Annotated in this window: 14 protein-coding genes; 11 read left to right on the forward strand and 3 right to left on the reverse strand. The window is 62.1% G+C overall.

Translation table 11 applies throughout. The features are described from left to right. Positions 1–99: 99 nt before the first annotated feature. From BLV09_RS12240 to BLV09_RS12250, 3 genes are read right to left on the reverse strand one after another with little or no spacing between them, the layout of a single operon-like run. The gene (locus BLV09_RS12240) at positions 100–1,506 is read right to left on the reverse strand and encodes a M20/M25/M40 family metallo-hydrolase (protein WP_146687471.1); all 1,407 of its coding nucleotides are present in this window, start codon (positions 1,504–1,506) and stop codon (positions 100–102) included. A 27-nt stretch (positions 1,507–1,533) separates the two neighbouring features. Then, a complete protein-coding gene (locus tag BLV09_RS12245) occupies positions 1,534–2,844 on the reverse strand; it encodes a glycosyltransferase family 87 protein (RefSeq protein ID WP_244549059.1) in 1,311 nt (436 codons plus the stop codon). A 50-nt stretch (positions 2,845–2,894) separates the two neighbouring features. Next, positions 2,895–4,499, reverse strand: coding sequence for a helicase HerA-like domain-containing protein (locus BLV09_RS12250; RefSeq protein ID WP_146687472.1), 1,605 nt, complete (start codon positions 4,497–4,499; stop codon positions 2,895–2,897). A gap of 288 nt (positions 4,500–4,787) precedes the next feature. On the opposite strand from BLV09_RS12250, the gene BLV09_RS12255 reads away from it, so the two are divergent. The 11 genes from BLV09_RS12255 (at position 4,788) to BLV09_RS12305 (ending at position 14,526) form a co-directional block, all read left to right on the forward strand. Continuing rightward, positions 4,788–5,153 carry a DUF2267 domain-containing protein gene (locus tag BLV09_RS12255; RefSeq protein ID WP_146687473.1) on the forward strand — a complete coding sequence of 122 codons (366 nt, stop codon included), beginning with the start codon at positions 4,788–4,790 and terminating at the stop codon, positions 5,151–5,153. A gap of 24 nt (positions 5,154–5,177) precedes the next feature. Next, entirely contained in the window at positions 5,178–5,585 is a 408-nt protein-coding gene (locus BLV09_RS12260; protein ID WP_100380801.1) for a DUF4332 domain-containing protein, read from the forward strand. Between the two features lie 121 nt (positions 5,586–5,706). Next, positions 5,707–6,564, forward strand: coding sequence for a dihydropteroate synthase (folP, locus tag BLV09_RS12265; RefSeq protein ID WP_146687474.1), 858 nt, complete (start codon positions 5,707–5,709; stop codon positions 6,562–6,564). Further along, positions 6,561–6,932: a dihydroneopterin aldolase gene (folB, locus tag BLV09_RS12270; protein WP_100380799.1), complete on the forward strand. Its 372-nt coding sequence runs from the start codon at positions 6,561–6,563 to the stop codon at positions 6,930–6,932. The genes folP and folB overlap by 4 nt, the downstream gene beginning before the upstream one ends. 1 nt (position 6,933) lies before the next feature. Then, positions 6,934–7,440: a 2-amino-4-hydroxy-6-hydroxymethyldihydropteridine diphosphokinase gene (folK, locus tag BLV09_RS12275; protein WP_146687475.1), complete on the forward strand. Its 507-nt coding sequence runs from the start codon at positions 6,934–6,936 to the stop codon at positions 7,438–7,440. A 90-nt stretch (positions 7,441–7,530) separates the two neighbouring features. Beyond that, a complete protein-coding gene (locus BLV09_RS12280) occupies positions 7,531–9,399 on the forward strand; it encodes a methylmalonyl-CoA mutase subunit beta (RefSeq protein WP_146687476.1) in 1,869 nt (622 codons plus the stop codon). A gap of 2 nt (positions 9,400–9,401) precedes the next feature. Next, on the forward strand, positions 9,402–9,866 hold the full coding sequence (locus BLV09_RS12285) for a GFA family protein (protein ID WP_146687477.1): 465 nt from the start codon (positions 9,402–9,404) through the stop codon (positions 9,864–9,866). Positions 9,867–9,908: 42 nt separating this feature from the next. Continuing rightward, positions 9,909–12,065 carry a methylmalonyl-CoA mutase gene (gene scpA / locus BLV09_RS12290; protein WP_146687478.1) on the forward strand — a complete coding sequence of 719 codons (2,157 nt, stop codon included), beginning with the start codon at positions 9,909–9,911 and terminating at the stop codon, positions 12,063–12,065. 69 nt (positions 12,066–12,134) lie between these two features. Beyond that, positions 12,135–12,890, forward strand: a complete 756-nt coding sequence (locus BLV09_RS12295) for an RsiV family protein (protein ID WP_146691088.1) — start codon at positions 12,135–12,137, stop codon at positions 12,888–12,890. Then, the gene (meaB, locus tag BLV09_RS12300; protein WP_146687479.1) at positions 12,887–13,873 is read left to right on the forward strand and encodes a methylmalonyl Co-A mutase-associated GTPase MeaB; all 987 of its coding nucleotides are present in this window, start codon (positions 12,887–12,889) and stop codon (positions 13,871–13,873) included. Before BLV09_RS12295 ends, meaB begins: the two co-directional genes overlap by 4 nt. Further along, complete coding sequence (locus BLV09_RS12305; protein ID WP_100380793.1) at positions 13,870–14,526, forward strand: pyroglutamyl-peptidase I; 657 nt, start codon at positions 13,870–13,872, stop codon at positions 14,524–14,526. The genes meaB and BLV09_RS12305 overlap by 4 nt, the downstream gene beginning before the upstream one ends. The last annotated feature ends 29 nt before the right edge of the window (positions 14,527–14,555 follow it).

The raw sequence follows: 14,555 nt of genomic DNA on the forward strand, positions 1-14,555 counted from the left end.
TGTCGGCTACAACACCCTCTGCACTTCGAATTCAAACGCCGCCCAATTCAGGGCGGCGTTTTTACTTTCTGAAGACGATCATCGACCGGTCGGTCTCGACTATCCCTTCATCTCGGCCAGGGCGGCGAGAATTCGCGCCCATGAACGAATGCCTTTGTGAAAGCTTTTGAGGTCGTATTTTTCATTCGGCGAATGAATGTTGTCGTCTTCCAGGCCGAAGCCGACTAGCACGGTGTCGAGACCGAGCGTCCGCTTGAAGTCCGCCACGATCGGGATCGATGCGCCCGAGCCGATCAGAAGCGCCTCCTTGCCCCATTCATCGGTCAGCGCGCGCCTGGCGGCTGCCAGCGGCTTCATATTCCAGTCGAGCGCAATGGCAGGTGCGCTGGAATGGTCGCCGAATTCGGCGCTGCAATCTCCAGGCAGCCGCGCGGTCACGTAGTCGCGAAACGCTTTGCGGATTTTAGCGGGGTCTTGCCCTTCGACCAGGCGGAACGAGACCTTCGCGGAAGCCTCTGCCGGAATCACCGTCTTTGACCCCTCGCCGGTATAGCCGCCGATGATGCCATTGACGTCGCAGGTCGGGCGCGAGGAGATCTGCTCGATCAGCAAGCGCCCCTTCTCGCCGGCGGGAATCGAAAGACCGATTGGCTTGAGAAAAGACTCCGGTGTCAGATTCAGTTTTTTCCATTGCGCCAGAATATCCGGCGGCAAATCCTTCACCCCGTCGTAAAACCCGGGGATGGTGATGTGGCCGTCGTCGTCAAACAGGCCGCCGAGAATGCGGGTCAGCACCCGGATCGGATTTTGCGCGCCGCCGCCGAAGATGCCGGAATGCAAATCGCGATTGGCGGCCTTGATCCGCACCTCTTCGTATACGAGGCCGCGCAGCGAGGTGGTGATTGCCGGCGTGTTCGGATCCCACATCCCGGTATCGCAAACCAATGCGAAGTCCGCCTTGAGGTCTTCCTTGTTGCTCTCAAGAAACGGCACGAAGTTCTTCGATCCGACTTCCTCTTCGCCCTCGATCACGATGGTAACGTCGACCGGCAGCGAACCCGCAACCGACTTCCAGGCCCGGCAGGCCTCGACGAATGTCATCAACTGCCCTTTGTCATCCTCCGCGCCACGCGCGACGATGATCTTTCGTCCGTCGGCGTGGGTGGTGACGGCGGGCTCGAACGGCGGACGATGCCAGAGATTGAGCGGATCGACCGGCTGCACATCATAGTGCCCATAAAACAGCACATGCGGCCGCCCATCCTTGCTGCCATTCGCTTTGGCGACGATAGCGGGGTGACCGGCCGTTGGCCTGACCTCGGTCGCAAAACCGAGCGTTGCGATATCCCTGGCGAGATGATCAGCCGCCGCCTTGCAGTCGCCGGCAAAGGCGGGATCGGCCGAGATCGATTTGATCCGCAGCAGCGCGAAAAGCCGCTCCAGGCTGTTATCAAAATCAGCATCGATGCGGTCGAGGACCGGTTGCAGTTGCGCGGTGCTGGACATTTCCGATGTTCCCCTGGTGAGCCGGAGCTACGCTTTCATATCTGGTTGTAGCGCGCCTGATGCCGGAGACAAAGAGCTCGGCACGACGTCCGAGGGCGGATGCAGGATGTGCCAGACCAATCCTGCGGCAATCACTGCAGTTGCAGCGAGGTTGTTCCCGAACGCCTGCAGGTCATCCGGGAAAATGGGAAGCGACAGGCATAGCAGCAATCCCGCGACCGCCAGCGCCGCCCAGGTCCCTGCCCGGACCGCAACCCGTGTGTCGTAGGCTGCACGGTGGATCAGGATGGTCATCGGAAAGAACAGCCACATGAAATAATATTGCCTGGCCAGCGGCGACGCCACCGTCATCAGGCAGAACAGAAGCCCGAGTTCTTCGGCATCCGAGCGAGCGGTCCGGCGCGCCCGAGGCGGCATCACTGCGATGTATCCAAGCCCGATCAGGAGCGATATCGCGACCACAATCCAGTTTGCGGTCTTGAAATCAAGATCGACGAAGTTCATGAAGCGCGGCGGCTTGGCGGGATCATCCTGATTGTAGTTGACCGGGCGCGTCAGCCGATGCGTCATTGCGATGATGGACTGATTGACCCACGACCAGTTCTGCTCATCGCGCTGCCCGAACCCCTTCTCCGAGCTCGTTCCAACCATGCCCTGATACCAGGTCTTCAGCTCGGAGATATTGTGCTGGAAACCGCGTACGGGAGCCGGAACCAGGAACAGAAACGCTCCGGTCAAGACGACCATGCTCGCCGCCGCGGTCCAGTGCCTTCGCCAAACAAGATAGGGAAACACCGCCACGGGGAAAACCTTGATCGCGGTCGCCAGCGCAAACATGCCGCCCGCCATCCAGGGACGCTCATGCTGCAGCAGCCAGAACCCGTACAACATCATCGCAAGCAGCATGAGGTTGGGCTGGCCGAGATCAAACATGTCGAAGACAAAGGACACCGTAACGAAGCCCGGCAACGCAAAAAGCCACGGACTGGGTATCCGCCCCGATCCCGTCATCGCATTGGAGAGCTGGGACGTCATCCACCATGCGACTGCGTTCACGAACGAGAGACAGGTGTAGAGCGGGAGCTTGCCGAAATAACTGGGTATCGCGAGCAGGACCGCAGGCAGCGGCGGATAGATGAATTCGAAATAGGCCTTGGGGTCGCTGGGATAGAGGTTCTTTCCCTGCAACACCTGCTGCCCGGCCCAGAACCAGAGCGGGTAATCCTTTGTCTTGCCATGCCCCCAGATCTCAGGAGCGAGAACGTCGGCGGTCAGCGCGATACAGCAGACCAGGAACAGAATATCGAGCGGCGCTCGCAACGAGGGATATCTCAGCACACTCGACTTTCCGGAAAACAGGGGATGATCACGCTGCGGCAAAACAATGACTATCGTCGCAGCAGGCCGCCGAGCGCGCCGCGCACCAGCGCGCGGCCGACCGAACCGCCAATCGAACCGCCGACCGATTTGCCGAGACCGGCGACGGCCCCACCAACGACCTGGTTGGTAACAGAGCGCGTAACATTGCGCGCGATGAGCTGACCGGTCGACAATCTGCCGCGTGATACGTTGGTGCCGAAGATCGAGCCGACGATCGCGCCGAGATGTCCAAGCATCCCGCCCCCGCCGGCCGACCCGTCCGCTGTGGTTGCGGTTCCGGCGACGCGCTTTTGCAATATCTCATAGGCGGACTCGGCGTCGATGGCCGTGTCGTATTTACCCTTCACCGGGCTATTGTCGATAATCGCCTTGCGCTCCTCCGGCGTGATCGGCCCGATCCGCGCCGAGGGTGGCCGGATCATGACGCGCTCGACCATCGCCGGTGTACCGTTGCCTTCGAGAAACGATACCAGCGCTTCGCCCTTGCCCAATTCCATGATGACCTGGGCGGTGTTGAGCTTCGGATTGGGCCGGAACGTCTGCGCCGCCGCCGCGACGGCCTTCTGGTCGCGCGGCGTAAAGGCCCTCAACGCGTGCTGCACGCGGTTGCCCAATTGGCCGAGCACCTTGTCGGGCACGTCGACCGGATTCTGGGTCACGAAGTAGACGCCGACACCCTTGGAACGTATCAGCCGCACCACCTGCTCGATCTTGTCCATCAGCGCCTTGGGCGCATCGTTGAACAACAGATGAGCCTCGTCGAAGAAGAACACCAGCTTGGGCTTCGGCGGATCGCCGACCTCCGGCAATTCCTCAAACAGCTCTGATAGCATCCACAGCAGGAAGGTCGCGTATAGCCGCGGGCTCTGCATCAGCTTGTCGGCGACCAGGATGTTCACCATGCCGCGGCCATCGCGGTCGGTGCGCATGAAATCCTTCAACGATAGTGCCGGTTCCCCGAAGAATTTCGTTCCGCCCTGGTTTTCCAACACCAGAAGCTGGCGTTGGATGGTTCCAACTGTCGCCCGCGTAACATTGCCGAAGCCCTGCGCGGCCTTGCGGATCGCGGCCAGCGGATCGTTGTCCTTTTTGCCGGCGTCCGGAACGATCGCATCCAGGAGAGCACGAAGATCCTTCATATCGATCAGTGCAAGACCGTTATCGTCGGCAACGCGGAACGCAACGTTCAAAACGCCCTCTTGAACATCGTTCAGATCCAGCATCCGCGACAGCAACAACGGTCCCATTTCCGTCACCGTCGCACGCACCGGATGGCCCTGCTCGCCGAACACGTCCCAAAACACCGTCGAAAACTGGTCGGGCTGAAATGTGAGGCCCATATCGCTGGCGCGCTTGACCAGAAAATCCTTGGCCTCCCCGACTTCTGAAATACCCGAAAGGTCACCCTTTATATCTGCCGCGAAAACCGGAACACCGGCACGCGCAAATCCTTCAGCCATCACCTGTAACGACACGGTCTTGCCGGTTCCGGTCGCGCCAGTGACAAGGCCATGCCGATTGCCGAGCGCCAACGTCAACCAGGCCGGCTGTTCACCCTTGCCAATGAAAATCTTCTCGTCGGTATCGGTCATCTTGCTGTCGGACGTCACCATTGCATCGCCTCTACGCGCGCTTCACGATTTCCGCGCTGCCGGCATAACTATACTGCAACTTGGAAATGGATTGAAACTTTCGGCGGATATAAACGTGACTTCGCCTCCAAAACGAAGTGCGCCGTGCGACAACATAGCGCTAGCGTCGCGTCAACTCTTGCATTGCTGCAACACTTGCCACTCGATCGGCTTTCCGACGGCGCTGATCGCTTGTAATTCGCAGTGCAGAAGATCAAGATAAAAACACAATCAAGGATCCGGCAAGCAACCGGTTGAGGGCGGGGTCATATGGACGAATTGGTAGGACAGCTGGCTGTCAAAGCCGGCATTGATGGCGTCGTCGCCGAAAAAACCGTCGGCATCATCCTGGGTTTCCTTCGTAATGAGGGGCCTTCCGACAAAGTTCAGGCCTTGATCGACAACATTCCCGGCGCAGAAGCCGCCATCGCGGCCTCGATCAGTGGCGGCGGGCTTGGCAGATTGATGGGCGGTGGCCTGATGGCGGTCGGCACCAAGCTGATGGGGCTTGGCTTGGGCATGAGCGACATTCAGAACATCGCGCGTGAACTTTTCCGGTTCGGCCGCGACAAAATCGGGGCCGATGAGATGGGCAAGATCATCGCGGGGACGCCGGGCCTTAGCCAATTCGCTTGAAGCACCTTTTTCATATCGAGTACCATGACATATTCCATTTCCGAGATTGACGGCCTGACCGCCTTTACCGCTGCGAAGCTGAAATCGCTTGGCATCCGCACCACGGACGCGCTGCTCGAGGCCACCCGTACCGTCAAAGGGCGCAAGGCGCTTGCCGCGAAGACGGGCATCAGCGAACAACAATTGCTCGAATGGGCCAACGTCTCCGACTACATGCGGATTCCCGGCATGGGCAAGGCCAAGGTCGGACTGGTGCGCGCCGCCGGCGTCACCACGGTTCGTGAGTTGGCGCTGCGCAACCCGGCACGGCTGGCGCAGAACATGAGAGAAGTGAATACCAAGCGCAAACTCGTGCGCGTTTTGCCTTCGGAAAGGTCAGTCGAGCAACTGATCGCGCAGGCTCGCAAGCTTCAGCCCAAAATCACCTATTAAAAGTTTACTTATTGGACAGGACCAGCCTGTAGATCAGGCCGGTTCAAACGGTTTGGCCGGCGCGGTTACAGCCGCGCCGTGGCGTCTTGACTCCCAAGCACGGACCGCGCAAAGCGACAATATGATCGCGACCACGTCCAGACCCGTGCCTCCGGCCAGCCCGGCAGATCATCCGGTGCTGCAGACCCTGCTGTCGCGGCCATATCCGGCGGTCATGGGTGTGTTGAACGTGACCCCGGATTCATTTTCCGATGGCGGACAATTCATCGCACCAGAGCGCGCCCTGGCACAGGCTCGGCGGATGGTCGCCGAGGGCGCGGATATCATCGATATCGGCGCGGAATCCACCCGGCCCTACGGCTCGCAACCGGTCTCGGCCGAAGAAGAACTGAAACGCCTGCGACCGGTGTTGGCTGAGGTCGTCACGCTCGGAATTCCCGTATCGATCGACAGCATGAAATCGTCGGTGGTCGCCTGGGCGCTCGATGCAGGAGCGGTAATCGCCAACGACATCTGGGGACTGCAGCGCGATCCAGGCATGGCCGGGCTGGTGGCTTCGCGCAATTCACCTGTTATCATCATGCATAATCGCGACAGCGCCGACGCCGGCCTCGACATCATGAAGGACATCGCCTCGTTCTTTGAACGCTCGCTCGACATCGCCGCGAAGGCCGGCATTTCGGCCGATCACATCGTGCTCGATCCCGGCATCGGCTTTGGCAAGACCCACGAGCAGAGCATGATTGCGCTGGCGCGGCTGAGCGAGCTCAAAGTGTTCAACCTGCCGCTTCTGGTCGGCGCTTCGCGCAAACGTTTCATCGATCAGATCACCCCGTCGGAGCCGCATCAACGGCTCGGCGGCTCGCTTGCGGCGCACCTGATCGCGGCCAAGGGCGGCGCGCGGATGATTCGGACCCATGATGTGGCCGAAACAGTGCAATCGCTGCGCGTGACCGCGGCGATCGAGGACAAGCGATGACCGATACGATCTTCATCACCGGCGTTGTCATCCATGCCCGCCATGGCGTGATGGAGCACGAGACGGAGGTTGGGCAGCGCTTCGTGATCGATCTCGAACTTTCGGCCGATCTGTCGGAATCCTCGCGCACCGATCGGCTCGCCGACACCGTCTCCTATTCCAATGTGGTGGCAACCGCGACGGCAGCCTTCAAGGACGCCAATTACAAGCTGCTCGAACGCGCCGCCGGCGCCGTCGCCGACGCGATCCTGGCCGCCTTTACCCGCATCAACACGGTCAAGGTCACCGTTCACAAGCCGCACGCCCCGATCGCGGCGATTTTCGACGATGTCGGCGTGATCCTGACCCGCACGCGGCAATCATCCTGACATGGCGGACGTCCTGATCGCGCTTGGCGGCAATGTCGGGGACGTCCGCGCGACATTTCAAAAGGCAATTGCCAATATCTGCGGCATGGCTCAGGCCGCGCTGCTGGCTCGCTCGTCCGACTATGCCACGCCGCCATGGGGCGATGAGCAGCAAGCCCGCTTCATCAATGCCTGCATCGAAATCGAAACCAGCCTCGATCCCCACGCGCTGCTGTTTACGCTGCACAAGATCGAACAGAAATTCGGCCGCGACCGCGCCAAAGAGACGCGCTGGGGCCCCCGCACCCTCGACCTCGACCTGATCGCCTATGACGACATTTCGCTCGAGAAGCCGGAACTGACGCTGCCGCATCCTCGGCTATTCGAACGCGCCTTCGTGCTTGTGCCGCTGGCAGAAATCGTGCCCGATCGCCTGATCGGCGGCCGTCATGTGAGAGCGGCGCTGGCGGAGCTATCAACCGAGGGCATCGAGCGATTGCCGGATCCTGCAACCAACGCCTCGGGTTAACCGGGCTCAAAACAACCGTTTGGCTTGGCCGCCCCGACGTGGCAATTTCCGCCCAATTATAAGAACGGCCGGAAGGGAGCCCCCTGCCGAATGACATCCGAGACTGACGACCTGCGGCTGGCCGCGGATTTTGCGCCGGCGAACTACGACGACTGGCGCAAGCTGGTCGATGGCGTGCTGAAGGGCGCGCCGTTCGAGAAGCTGGTCGGCAAAACCCGTGACGGCCTGAGGATCGAACCGATCTATCGGCGCAGCCGCGACGCCGCGCCAATCGCTGCCCGCGCCGCCGCCGCGCCGTGGCGGATCATGCAGCGGATCGATCATCCGGACGCGGCGCGGGCCAATGCGCAGGCGCTACAGGATCTGGAAAACGGCGCTACCGGCCTCGAGGTCGAGTTCGCCGGTGGGCCGGGCGCGCGCGGCTTCGGCATTGCGGATGCATCTGCCGAAACAATCGCGCACGTATTTGACGGCGTCGTCCTCGACGCTGGAATCATGATCGCGCTCAACCCGGTGCTTGGACGCCAAAATGCCGGTGAGAACCTGGCCGACCTTGTTATGGCCGGTGGCTTCGATCCCACAAAAGTAGACATTCACTTCAACTACCAACCGCTGACGACCATCGCCACGCGTGGCGCGGCAGTGGCCTCATGGTCCGAGATGGAGAAGCCGCTCGCCAAGATGATCCGCGGCCTTATCGGCCGCGGCTTCAAGGGCCCGTTCGTGCTCGCGGATGGCCGCCCGGTGCACGATGCCGGCGGATCGGAAGCCCAGGAATTGGCCTTTACGCTCGCGGTCGCGGTCGCCTATCTGCGCACGCTGGAAGCTGGCGGCATCGAGCTGGACACCGCCCGCTCCGCTTTGTCGTTCCGGCTCAGTGCCGACGCCGACCAGTTCCTGACAATGGCGAAATTCCGCGCGCTGCGGTTGCTATGGGCGCGGATCGAACAAGCCTGCGGGCTGGCGCCCAAGCCGATCTTCGTCAACGCGCAGACCGCATGGCGAATGCTGACCCAGCGCGATCCTTACGTGAACATGCTGCGCGCGACGATGGCGACGTTCTCGGCCGGCCTCGGCGGCGCCAACGCCATCACCGTCTTGCCACACACGCTGGCGCTGGGATTACCTGACCCGTTCGCGCGTCGCGTGGCGCGCAACACGCAACTGGTGCTGCTGGAAGAATCCAATCTCGCCAAGGTATCCGACCCCGCGGCCGGCTCCGGCGGTATCGAAACCCTGACACAACAATTGTGCGAAGCGGCCTGGCTGTTGTTTCAGGAAATCGAGCAAGCGGGCGGCGTGTTCGCAAGCCTTGAACAAGGCCTGATCCAGCGCAAGGTGGCTGCGACACGGGCGGCGCGCGAGACCGATATCGCCAAACGCAAGACGGTGCTGACCGGCGCCAGCGAATTTCCCAACCTGCACGAGACCGATGTCACGGTGCTCGACGCGAAGCCAGCCGCGCTTGCGCCGGATGGCGAGACCAACATCAAATTCGACGCGTTGGCGCCGATGCGGCTCGCGGAGCCGTTCGAAGCGTTGCGGGACAAGTCGGACGCCAGGCTGAAGCGCAGCGGTGCGCGGCCAAGGGTCTTTCTCGCCAATCTGGGGACGGCCGCCGACTTCACCGCACGGGCGACGTTTGCCAAAAGCTTCTTTGAGACCGGCGGGATCGAGGCGGTCGGCAGCGACGGATTTACCGATCCGGCTGCCCTCGCCGCATCGTTCTCGTCTTCCGGCGCGGCATTGGTGTGCCTCTGTTCATCCGACAAGCTGTACGCCGACAAGGCCGCTGCGGCCGCAAAAGCCCTTCAAGCGGCCGGCGCGAAACATATCTATCTGGCAGGCCGGCCCGGCGAGCAGGAAACCGCGATGCGCGGCGCCGGTGTCAGCGATTTCATCTTCGCCGGCGGCGATGCACTGGCGACGCTTCGGGAAGCCTATCGGCGGATGGAGTGAACATGACCGCGGCGAGCAAACCCGTTCTGACCGGCGGCTGCCAATGCGGCGCCGTTCGCTTTGCACTATCGGCGCCGCCGGTGAAGATCAGCATCTGCCATTGCCGGATGTGCCAGAAGGCATCCGGCGCACCGTTTGCCTCTTTCGCCGAGATTGAACGCGCCGACTTCGCCTGGACCCGGGGCAAGCCGTCAGCATTCCGCTCATCGTCGCTCGCCGAGCGCGATTTCTGCGCCGCCTGCGGCACGCCCCTGACCTTTCGCCGGATCGACGGCCCCAAGATCGAGATCATGACCGGCACCTTCGACCGTCCCGACCGGTTGGTGCCGACGCGGCAATATGGAACCGAAGCCCGGCTTGGCTGGGTCGTTGCGATCGCCAATCTGCCGAGCCAGACCACGCTGCAGAACTATGGGCCGGACAAAGTTAACGACATCGTCAGCCACCAGCATCCGGACCACGACTGAGGGTGGCGCCTGCTCGCGCCACCTGTGCTATGATGGAAAGCCATGAGCCGCATACCGAACTTTGCAAATATCGCGTTTGAAAAGTCAGCCCGCGCCGATCCCACAGGCCGGGCCGAACCGTGGCTTACGCCCGAAGGCATCCCGGTAAAACCCGCTTACAGCGAAGCCGATCTCGAAGGCATCGACTTCCTCGAGACCTGGCCCGGTATCGCGCCCTACCTGCGCGGCCCCTACCCCACGATGTATGTCAATCAGCCCTGGACGGTCAGGCAGTATGCCGGCTTCTCCACGGCGGAAGATTCCAACGCTTTCTACCGACGTAATCTCGCCGCCGGACAAAAGGGCCTGTCGGTGGCGTTCGATCTGGCGACCCACCGCGGCTACGATTCTGACCATCCCCGCGTCTCCGGGGATGTCGGCATGGCCGGCGTGGCGATCGATTCAATCTACGACATGCGCACATTGTTTGCGGGCATCCCGCTCGACCAGATGAGCGTGTCGATGACCATGAACGGTGCGGTGCTGCCAATCCTCGCGCTGTTCGTTGCGGCCGCCGAGGAACAGGGCGTGCCGCCGGAAAAACTCTCGGGCACCATTCAGAACGACATTCTGAAAGAGTTCATGGTGCGCAACACCTACATCTATCCGCCCGTGCCCTCGATGCGGATCATCTCCGACATTTTTGCCTATACCTCGCAAAAAATGCCGAAATACAACTCCATCTCGATCTCCGGCTATCACATGCAGGAAGCCGGTGCGACGCAGGATCTCGAACTCGCTTATACGCTGGCCGACGGCGTCGAATATCTTCGCGCCGGCCTTGCGGCGGGTCTCGACGTCGATCGCTTTGCGCCGCGGCTGTCGTTCTTCTGGGCGATCAGCATGAACTTCTTCATGGAAGTGGCCAAGATGCGGGCGGCGCGGCTGTTGTGGGCCAAGCTCCTGAAGCCGTTCAACCCGAAAGACCCGCGCTCGCTGTCACTGCGCACACACTGCCAGACCTCGGGCTGGTCGCTGACCGCGCAGGATGTCTACAACAACGTGATGCGCACCACGATCGAGGCGATGGCAGCGACACAGGGCCATACCCAATCGCTGCACACCAACGCACTCGACGAGGCGCTGGCCTTGCCGACCGATTTTTCGGCCCGGATCGCGCGCAACACGCAACTGTTCCTGCAGCAGGAAAGCGGCACCACCCGCATCATCGATCCCTGGGGCGGCTCGTATTATGTCGAGCGCCTCACCCGCGATCTCGCCGCCAAGGCATGGGGCCATATCCAGGAAGTCGAGGCGCTCGGCGGCATGGCGAAAGCGATCGAGGCCGGCGTCCCGAAATTGCGGATCGAGGAAGCCTCCGCCAAGACGCAGGCCAGGATCGACGCCGGACGGCAGGCGGTGATTGGCGTCAACAAATACAAGCCGGTGGATGAAGCGCCGATCGACGTGCTCAGGGTGGAAAACTCCACCGTGCGCCGGTTGCAGATCGACAAGCTGTCGCGGCTGAAAAAAGAGCGCAACCAGAAGGATGTCGACGAGGCCCTGGCGGCGCTGACCCGAAGCGCCGGTGAAGGCAATGGCAACCTTCTGGCGCTGGCGATCGATGCCGCGCGCGCCAAGGCCACGGTCGGTGAGATTTCCGATGCGATGGAAAAAGTGTTCGGACGGCACCGCGCTGAAATCAAATCCATCACCGGCGTCTACAAGCGGGAGGCGTCCACCATGTCGAACCGGGTTGAGAAAGTGCAGGCATTGATCGATGCCTTCGAGGATGCCGAGGGCCGAAGGCCGCGCATTCTCGTGGCCAAGATCGGCCAGGACGGCCACGACCGCGGCCAGAAGGTGATCGCCTCCGCCTTTGCCGATGTCGGGTTTGATGTCGATATCGGGCCGTTGTTTGCGACCGCCGATGAAGCGGCGCGGCAGGCGGTCGAGAACGACGTGCATATCCTCGGCGTATCGTCGCTGGCGGCAGCGCATCTGACCGCCGTGCCGGAATTGAAAGCCGCGCTGAAGAAGCAGGGCCGCGACGACATCATGATCATCATCGGCGGCGTGGTGCCGCCGCAGGATTACGACGCGCTCTACAAGGCCGGCGCCGAGGCGATCTTCCCGCCGGGCACCGTCATTGCAGACGCCGCTGAAGAGCTGATCCACAAGCTCAACGCGCGGCTGGGCCATAGCGAGGCGGCGGAGTAGCCCATACCCGACGGCAATTATTTCAAAGGATTTTCCGTGCACCGCGCCGCATTCACGTCTGCTCGCAGAATATGTTTCGTTGCCGCGGTCGCCTGCTGGATATTACCAGCCGCAGCGCTTGCCGCCGATGCCACGATCAAGAACAGGACTGTCGAGGCCAGCGTGTTCCTCGATGACAAGATCAAGGCGGATGCGGCCTTGGCGGCAGATTGCCTGGCCGAGGGCAAAAAGTGGATCGACAAGAATGCCGCGGAGGCTGCGGCTTCGCGCAAGGAAGACCCGCAATTGTTTCGGGACGGCGGCTGGGATTTTGAGCGCAAATACGGCGTCCGCTCGGTTGTCGGCGATCGCTATGTCAGCATCATCCGGTCCGACTACATGGATACCCACGGCGCGCACCCGAATAGAGATGTTGACACCATCCTGTGGGACACCACGATAAAGAAGCGCATCAGCATCCGGCCGTTCTTCACTGAAACCGCCGATAACGGCCCGACCATGAACGCAATGCTGAAAGCCGTGATTGCGTCGCTGAATGCCGAAAAGAAGAAACGCGAAGCCACCGAGACCGCCACGGCCGAGTGGTACAAGGGCCTCGAACCCAAACTGCTGAAGATCGGCGCGGTGACGTTTGCGCCCTCGACCGAGGCAGGCAAAAGCTCGGGCCTGACGTTTCACTATCCGCCCTACGCGGTCGGTCCCTATGTGGAAGGCGAATATGTCGCGTTCGTGCCGTGGGCAACCCTGAAGCCGTATCTCACCCCGGAAGGCGAGAGGATTTTCGGCGGTGAACGGGCCAAGGCCGACGATGACGACCAGCAATGACTGATCGCAACCCACTCGATATCAGCAAACTGACAAAAGAGCTGCGCGCCGGCAACCGCGCGGCGCTGGCGCGTGCGATCACGCTGATCGAGAGCAGGCGTGGCGATCATCAGGCCGCGGCGCGCAATCTCGTACAGGCGCTGCTGCCCGACACCGGCAAGGCGATACGGGTCGGCATCACCGGCTCGCCCGGGGTCGGCAAATCCACCACCATCGACGCGCTCGGGATGTTCCTGATCGAACGCGGCCACAAGGTCGCCGTGCTCGCAGTGGACCCCTCCTCCGCCCGCACTGGCGGCTCGATCCTCGGCGACAAGACGCGGATGGCGCGGCTCTCGGCTTCCGACAACGCCTATATCCGGCCCTCGCCGGCCTCAGGCACGCTCGGCGGCGTCGCGGCGAAAACCCGAGAGGGCATGCTGCTGTGCGAGGCGGCCGGTTTCGACGTGGTGCTGGTCGAGACCGTCGGCATCGGGCAATCCGAGACCGCCGTCTGCGACATGACGGATTTTTTCCTGGCGCTGATGCTGCCGGGCGCGGGCGACGAGTTGCAGGGCATCAAGAAGGGCCTGGTCGAACTCGCCGACATGATCGCGGTCAACAAGGCCGACGGTGACAACATCAAGCGCGCCAATGCCGCGGCGGGCGAGTATCGCAGCGCGCTGCACATCCTCAGCGCCCGCTCCGAGCACTGGCACCCGCCGGTCGTGACCTATTCGGCGTTGACCGGTACTGGTATCGCCGAGCTCTGGCACAAAATCCTCGATCACCGCACCGCGATGAATGCATCCGGCGATTTCGCCGCGCGGCGGCGGCAGCAACAGGTGAAGTGGATGTGGTCGATGCTGGAGCAGCGGATGATGGCGCGGCTGCGCGCCGATCCGGCGATCCGCGCCAAAGTGAAAAAAACCGAAACAGAAGTCGCTGACGGCCGCATCGCGCCGGCGGTCGCGGCGGAGCAGATCGCGGAGATGCTGAAGTGAACGAAAAGCTGCGCATTCTCTTGACCGGCTTCGGTCCGTTTCCCGGTGCGCCATTCAATCCAACGATGCCACTGGTGAAGCGGCTCACTCAACTCCGTCGCCCCGCTTTTAGCAGCGTCCAACTGACAAGTCATATTTTTCACGTCACCTATGACACGGTTGACCGCGAGTTGCCCAAGCTGATCGCTCAACTTCGCCCGCAGGCGCTGTTGATGTTCGGCCTCGCCGACCGCACAGCCCATGTCCGGATCGAAACCCGAGCCCGCAACGCCGTCACGACGCTATTCCCCGATGCGGACCGCAACCGTGCGCGAAAAGGCGCGATCGTCGGCGGCGCGGACGCCATGATGTTCGGCCCGCATACCGCGAAACTGCTGCGGGCGGCCGTGGGCACCGGGATCGACGCGCGCGTATCGCGCGATGCCGGCAGCTACCTCTGCAATTATCTGAGCTGGCGCGCGATCGAGGCCGTCCATGCCGATGGCGGGCTGCGCCTGGCTTCGTTCGTTCACGTCCCCCTGCTCGCGCGCGACGAGACTTCACGGCAAAAAGGCACCTCCCGCATCACGCTCGACGAATTGGTCGATGCCGGCGAAGCGATGTTGATGGAAATGGTGAAGCTGACGCGTGAGGCGGTCCGCGAGGCTGCGTGATTTCCGCCTCTCGCGGCTTGCTGGAACAG

It is taken from the genome of Bradyrhizobium canariense, assembly GCF_900105125.1.
Taxonomy (GTDB): domain Bacteria; phylum Pseudomonadota; class Alphaproteobacteria; order Rhizobiales; family Xanthobacteraceae; genus Bradyrhizobium; species Bradyrhizobium canariense_A.

Excerpts from the sequence above, each read along its gene's own strand:
- BLV09_RS12280 (WP_146687476.1), top strand. The coding sequence starts at position 7,531 with ATGACATCCGAGACTGACGACCTGCGGCTGGCCGCGGATTTTGCGCCG.
- folK (WP_146687475.1), top strand. The coding sequence starts at position 6,934 with ATGGCGGACGTCCTGATCGCGCTTGGCGGCAATGTCGGGGACGTCCGC.
- BLV09_RS12255 (WP_146687473.1), top strand. The coding sequence starts at position 4,788 with ATGGACGAATTGGTAGGACAGCTGGCTGTCAAAGCCGGCATTGATGGC.
- meaB (WP_146687479.1), top strand. The coding sequence starts at position 12,887 with ATGACTGATCGCAACCCACTCGATATCAGCAAACTGACAAAAGAGCTG.
- folP (WP_146687474.1), top strand. The coding sequence starts at position 5,707 with ATGATCGCGACCACGTCCAGACCCGTGCCTCCGGCCAGCCCGGCAGAT.
- BLV09_RS12260 (WP_100380801.1), top strand. The coding sequence starts at position 5,178 with ATGACATATTCCATTTCCGAGATTGACGGCCTGACCGCCTTTACCGCT.
- folB (WP_100380799.1), top strand. The coding sequence starts at position 6,561 with ATGACCGATACGATCTTCATCACCGGCGTTGTCATCCATGCCCGCCAT.
- scpA (WP_146687478.1), top strand. The coding sequence starts at position 9,909 with ATGAGCCGCATACCGAACTTTGCAAATATCGCGTTTGAAAAGTCAGCC.
- BLV09_RS12250 (WP_146687472.1), bottom strand. The coding sequence starts at position 4,499 with ATGGTGACGTCCGACAGCAAGATGACCGATACCGACGAGAAGATTTTC.
- BLV09_RS12285 (WP_146687477.1), top strand. The coding sequence starts at position 9,402 with ATGACCGCGGCGAGCAAACCCGTTCTGACCGGCGGCTGCCAATGCGGC.
- BLV09_RS12240 (WP_146687471.1), bottom strand. The coding sequence starts at position 1,506 with ATGTCCAGCACCGCGCAACTGCAACCGGTCCTCGACCGCATCGATGCT.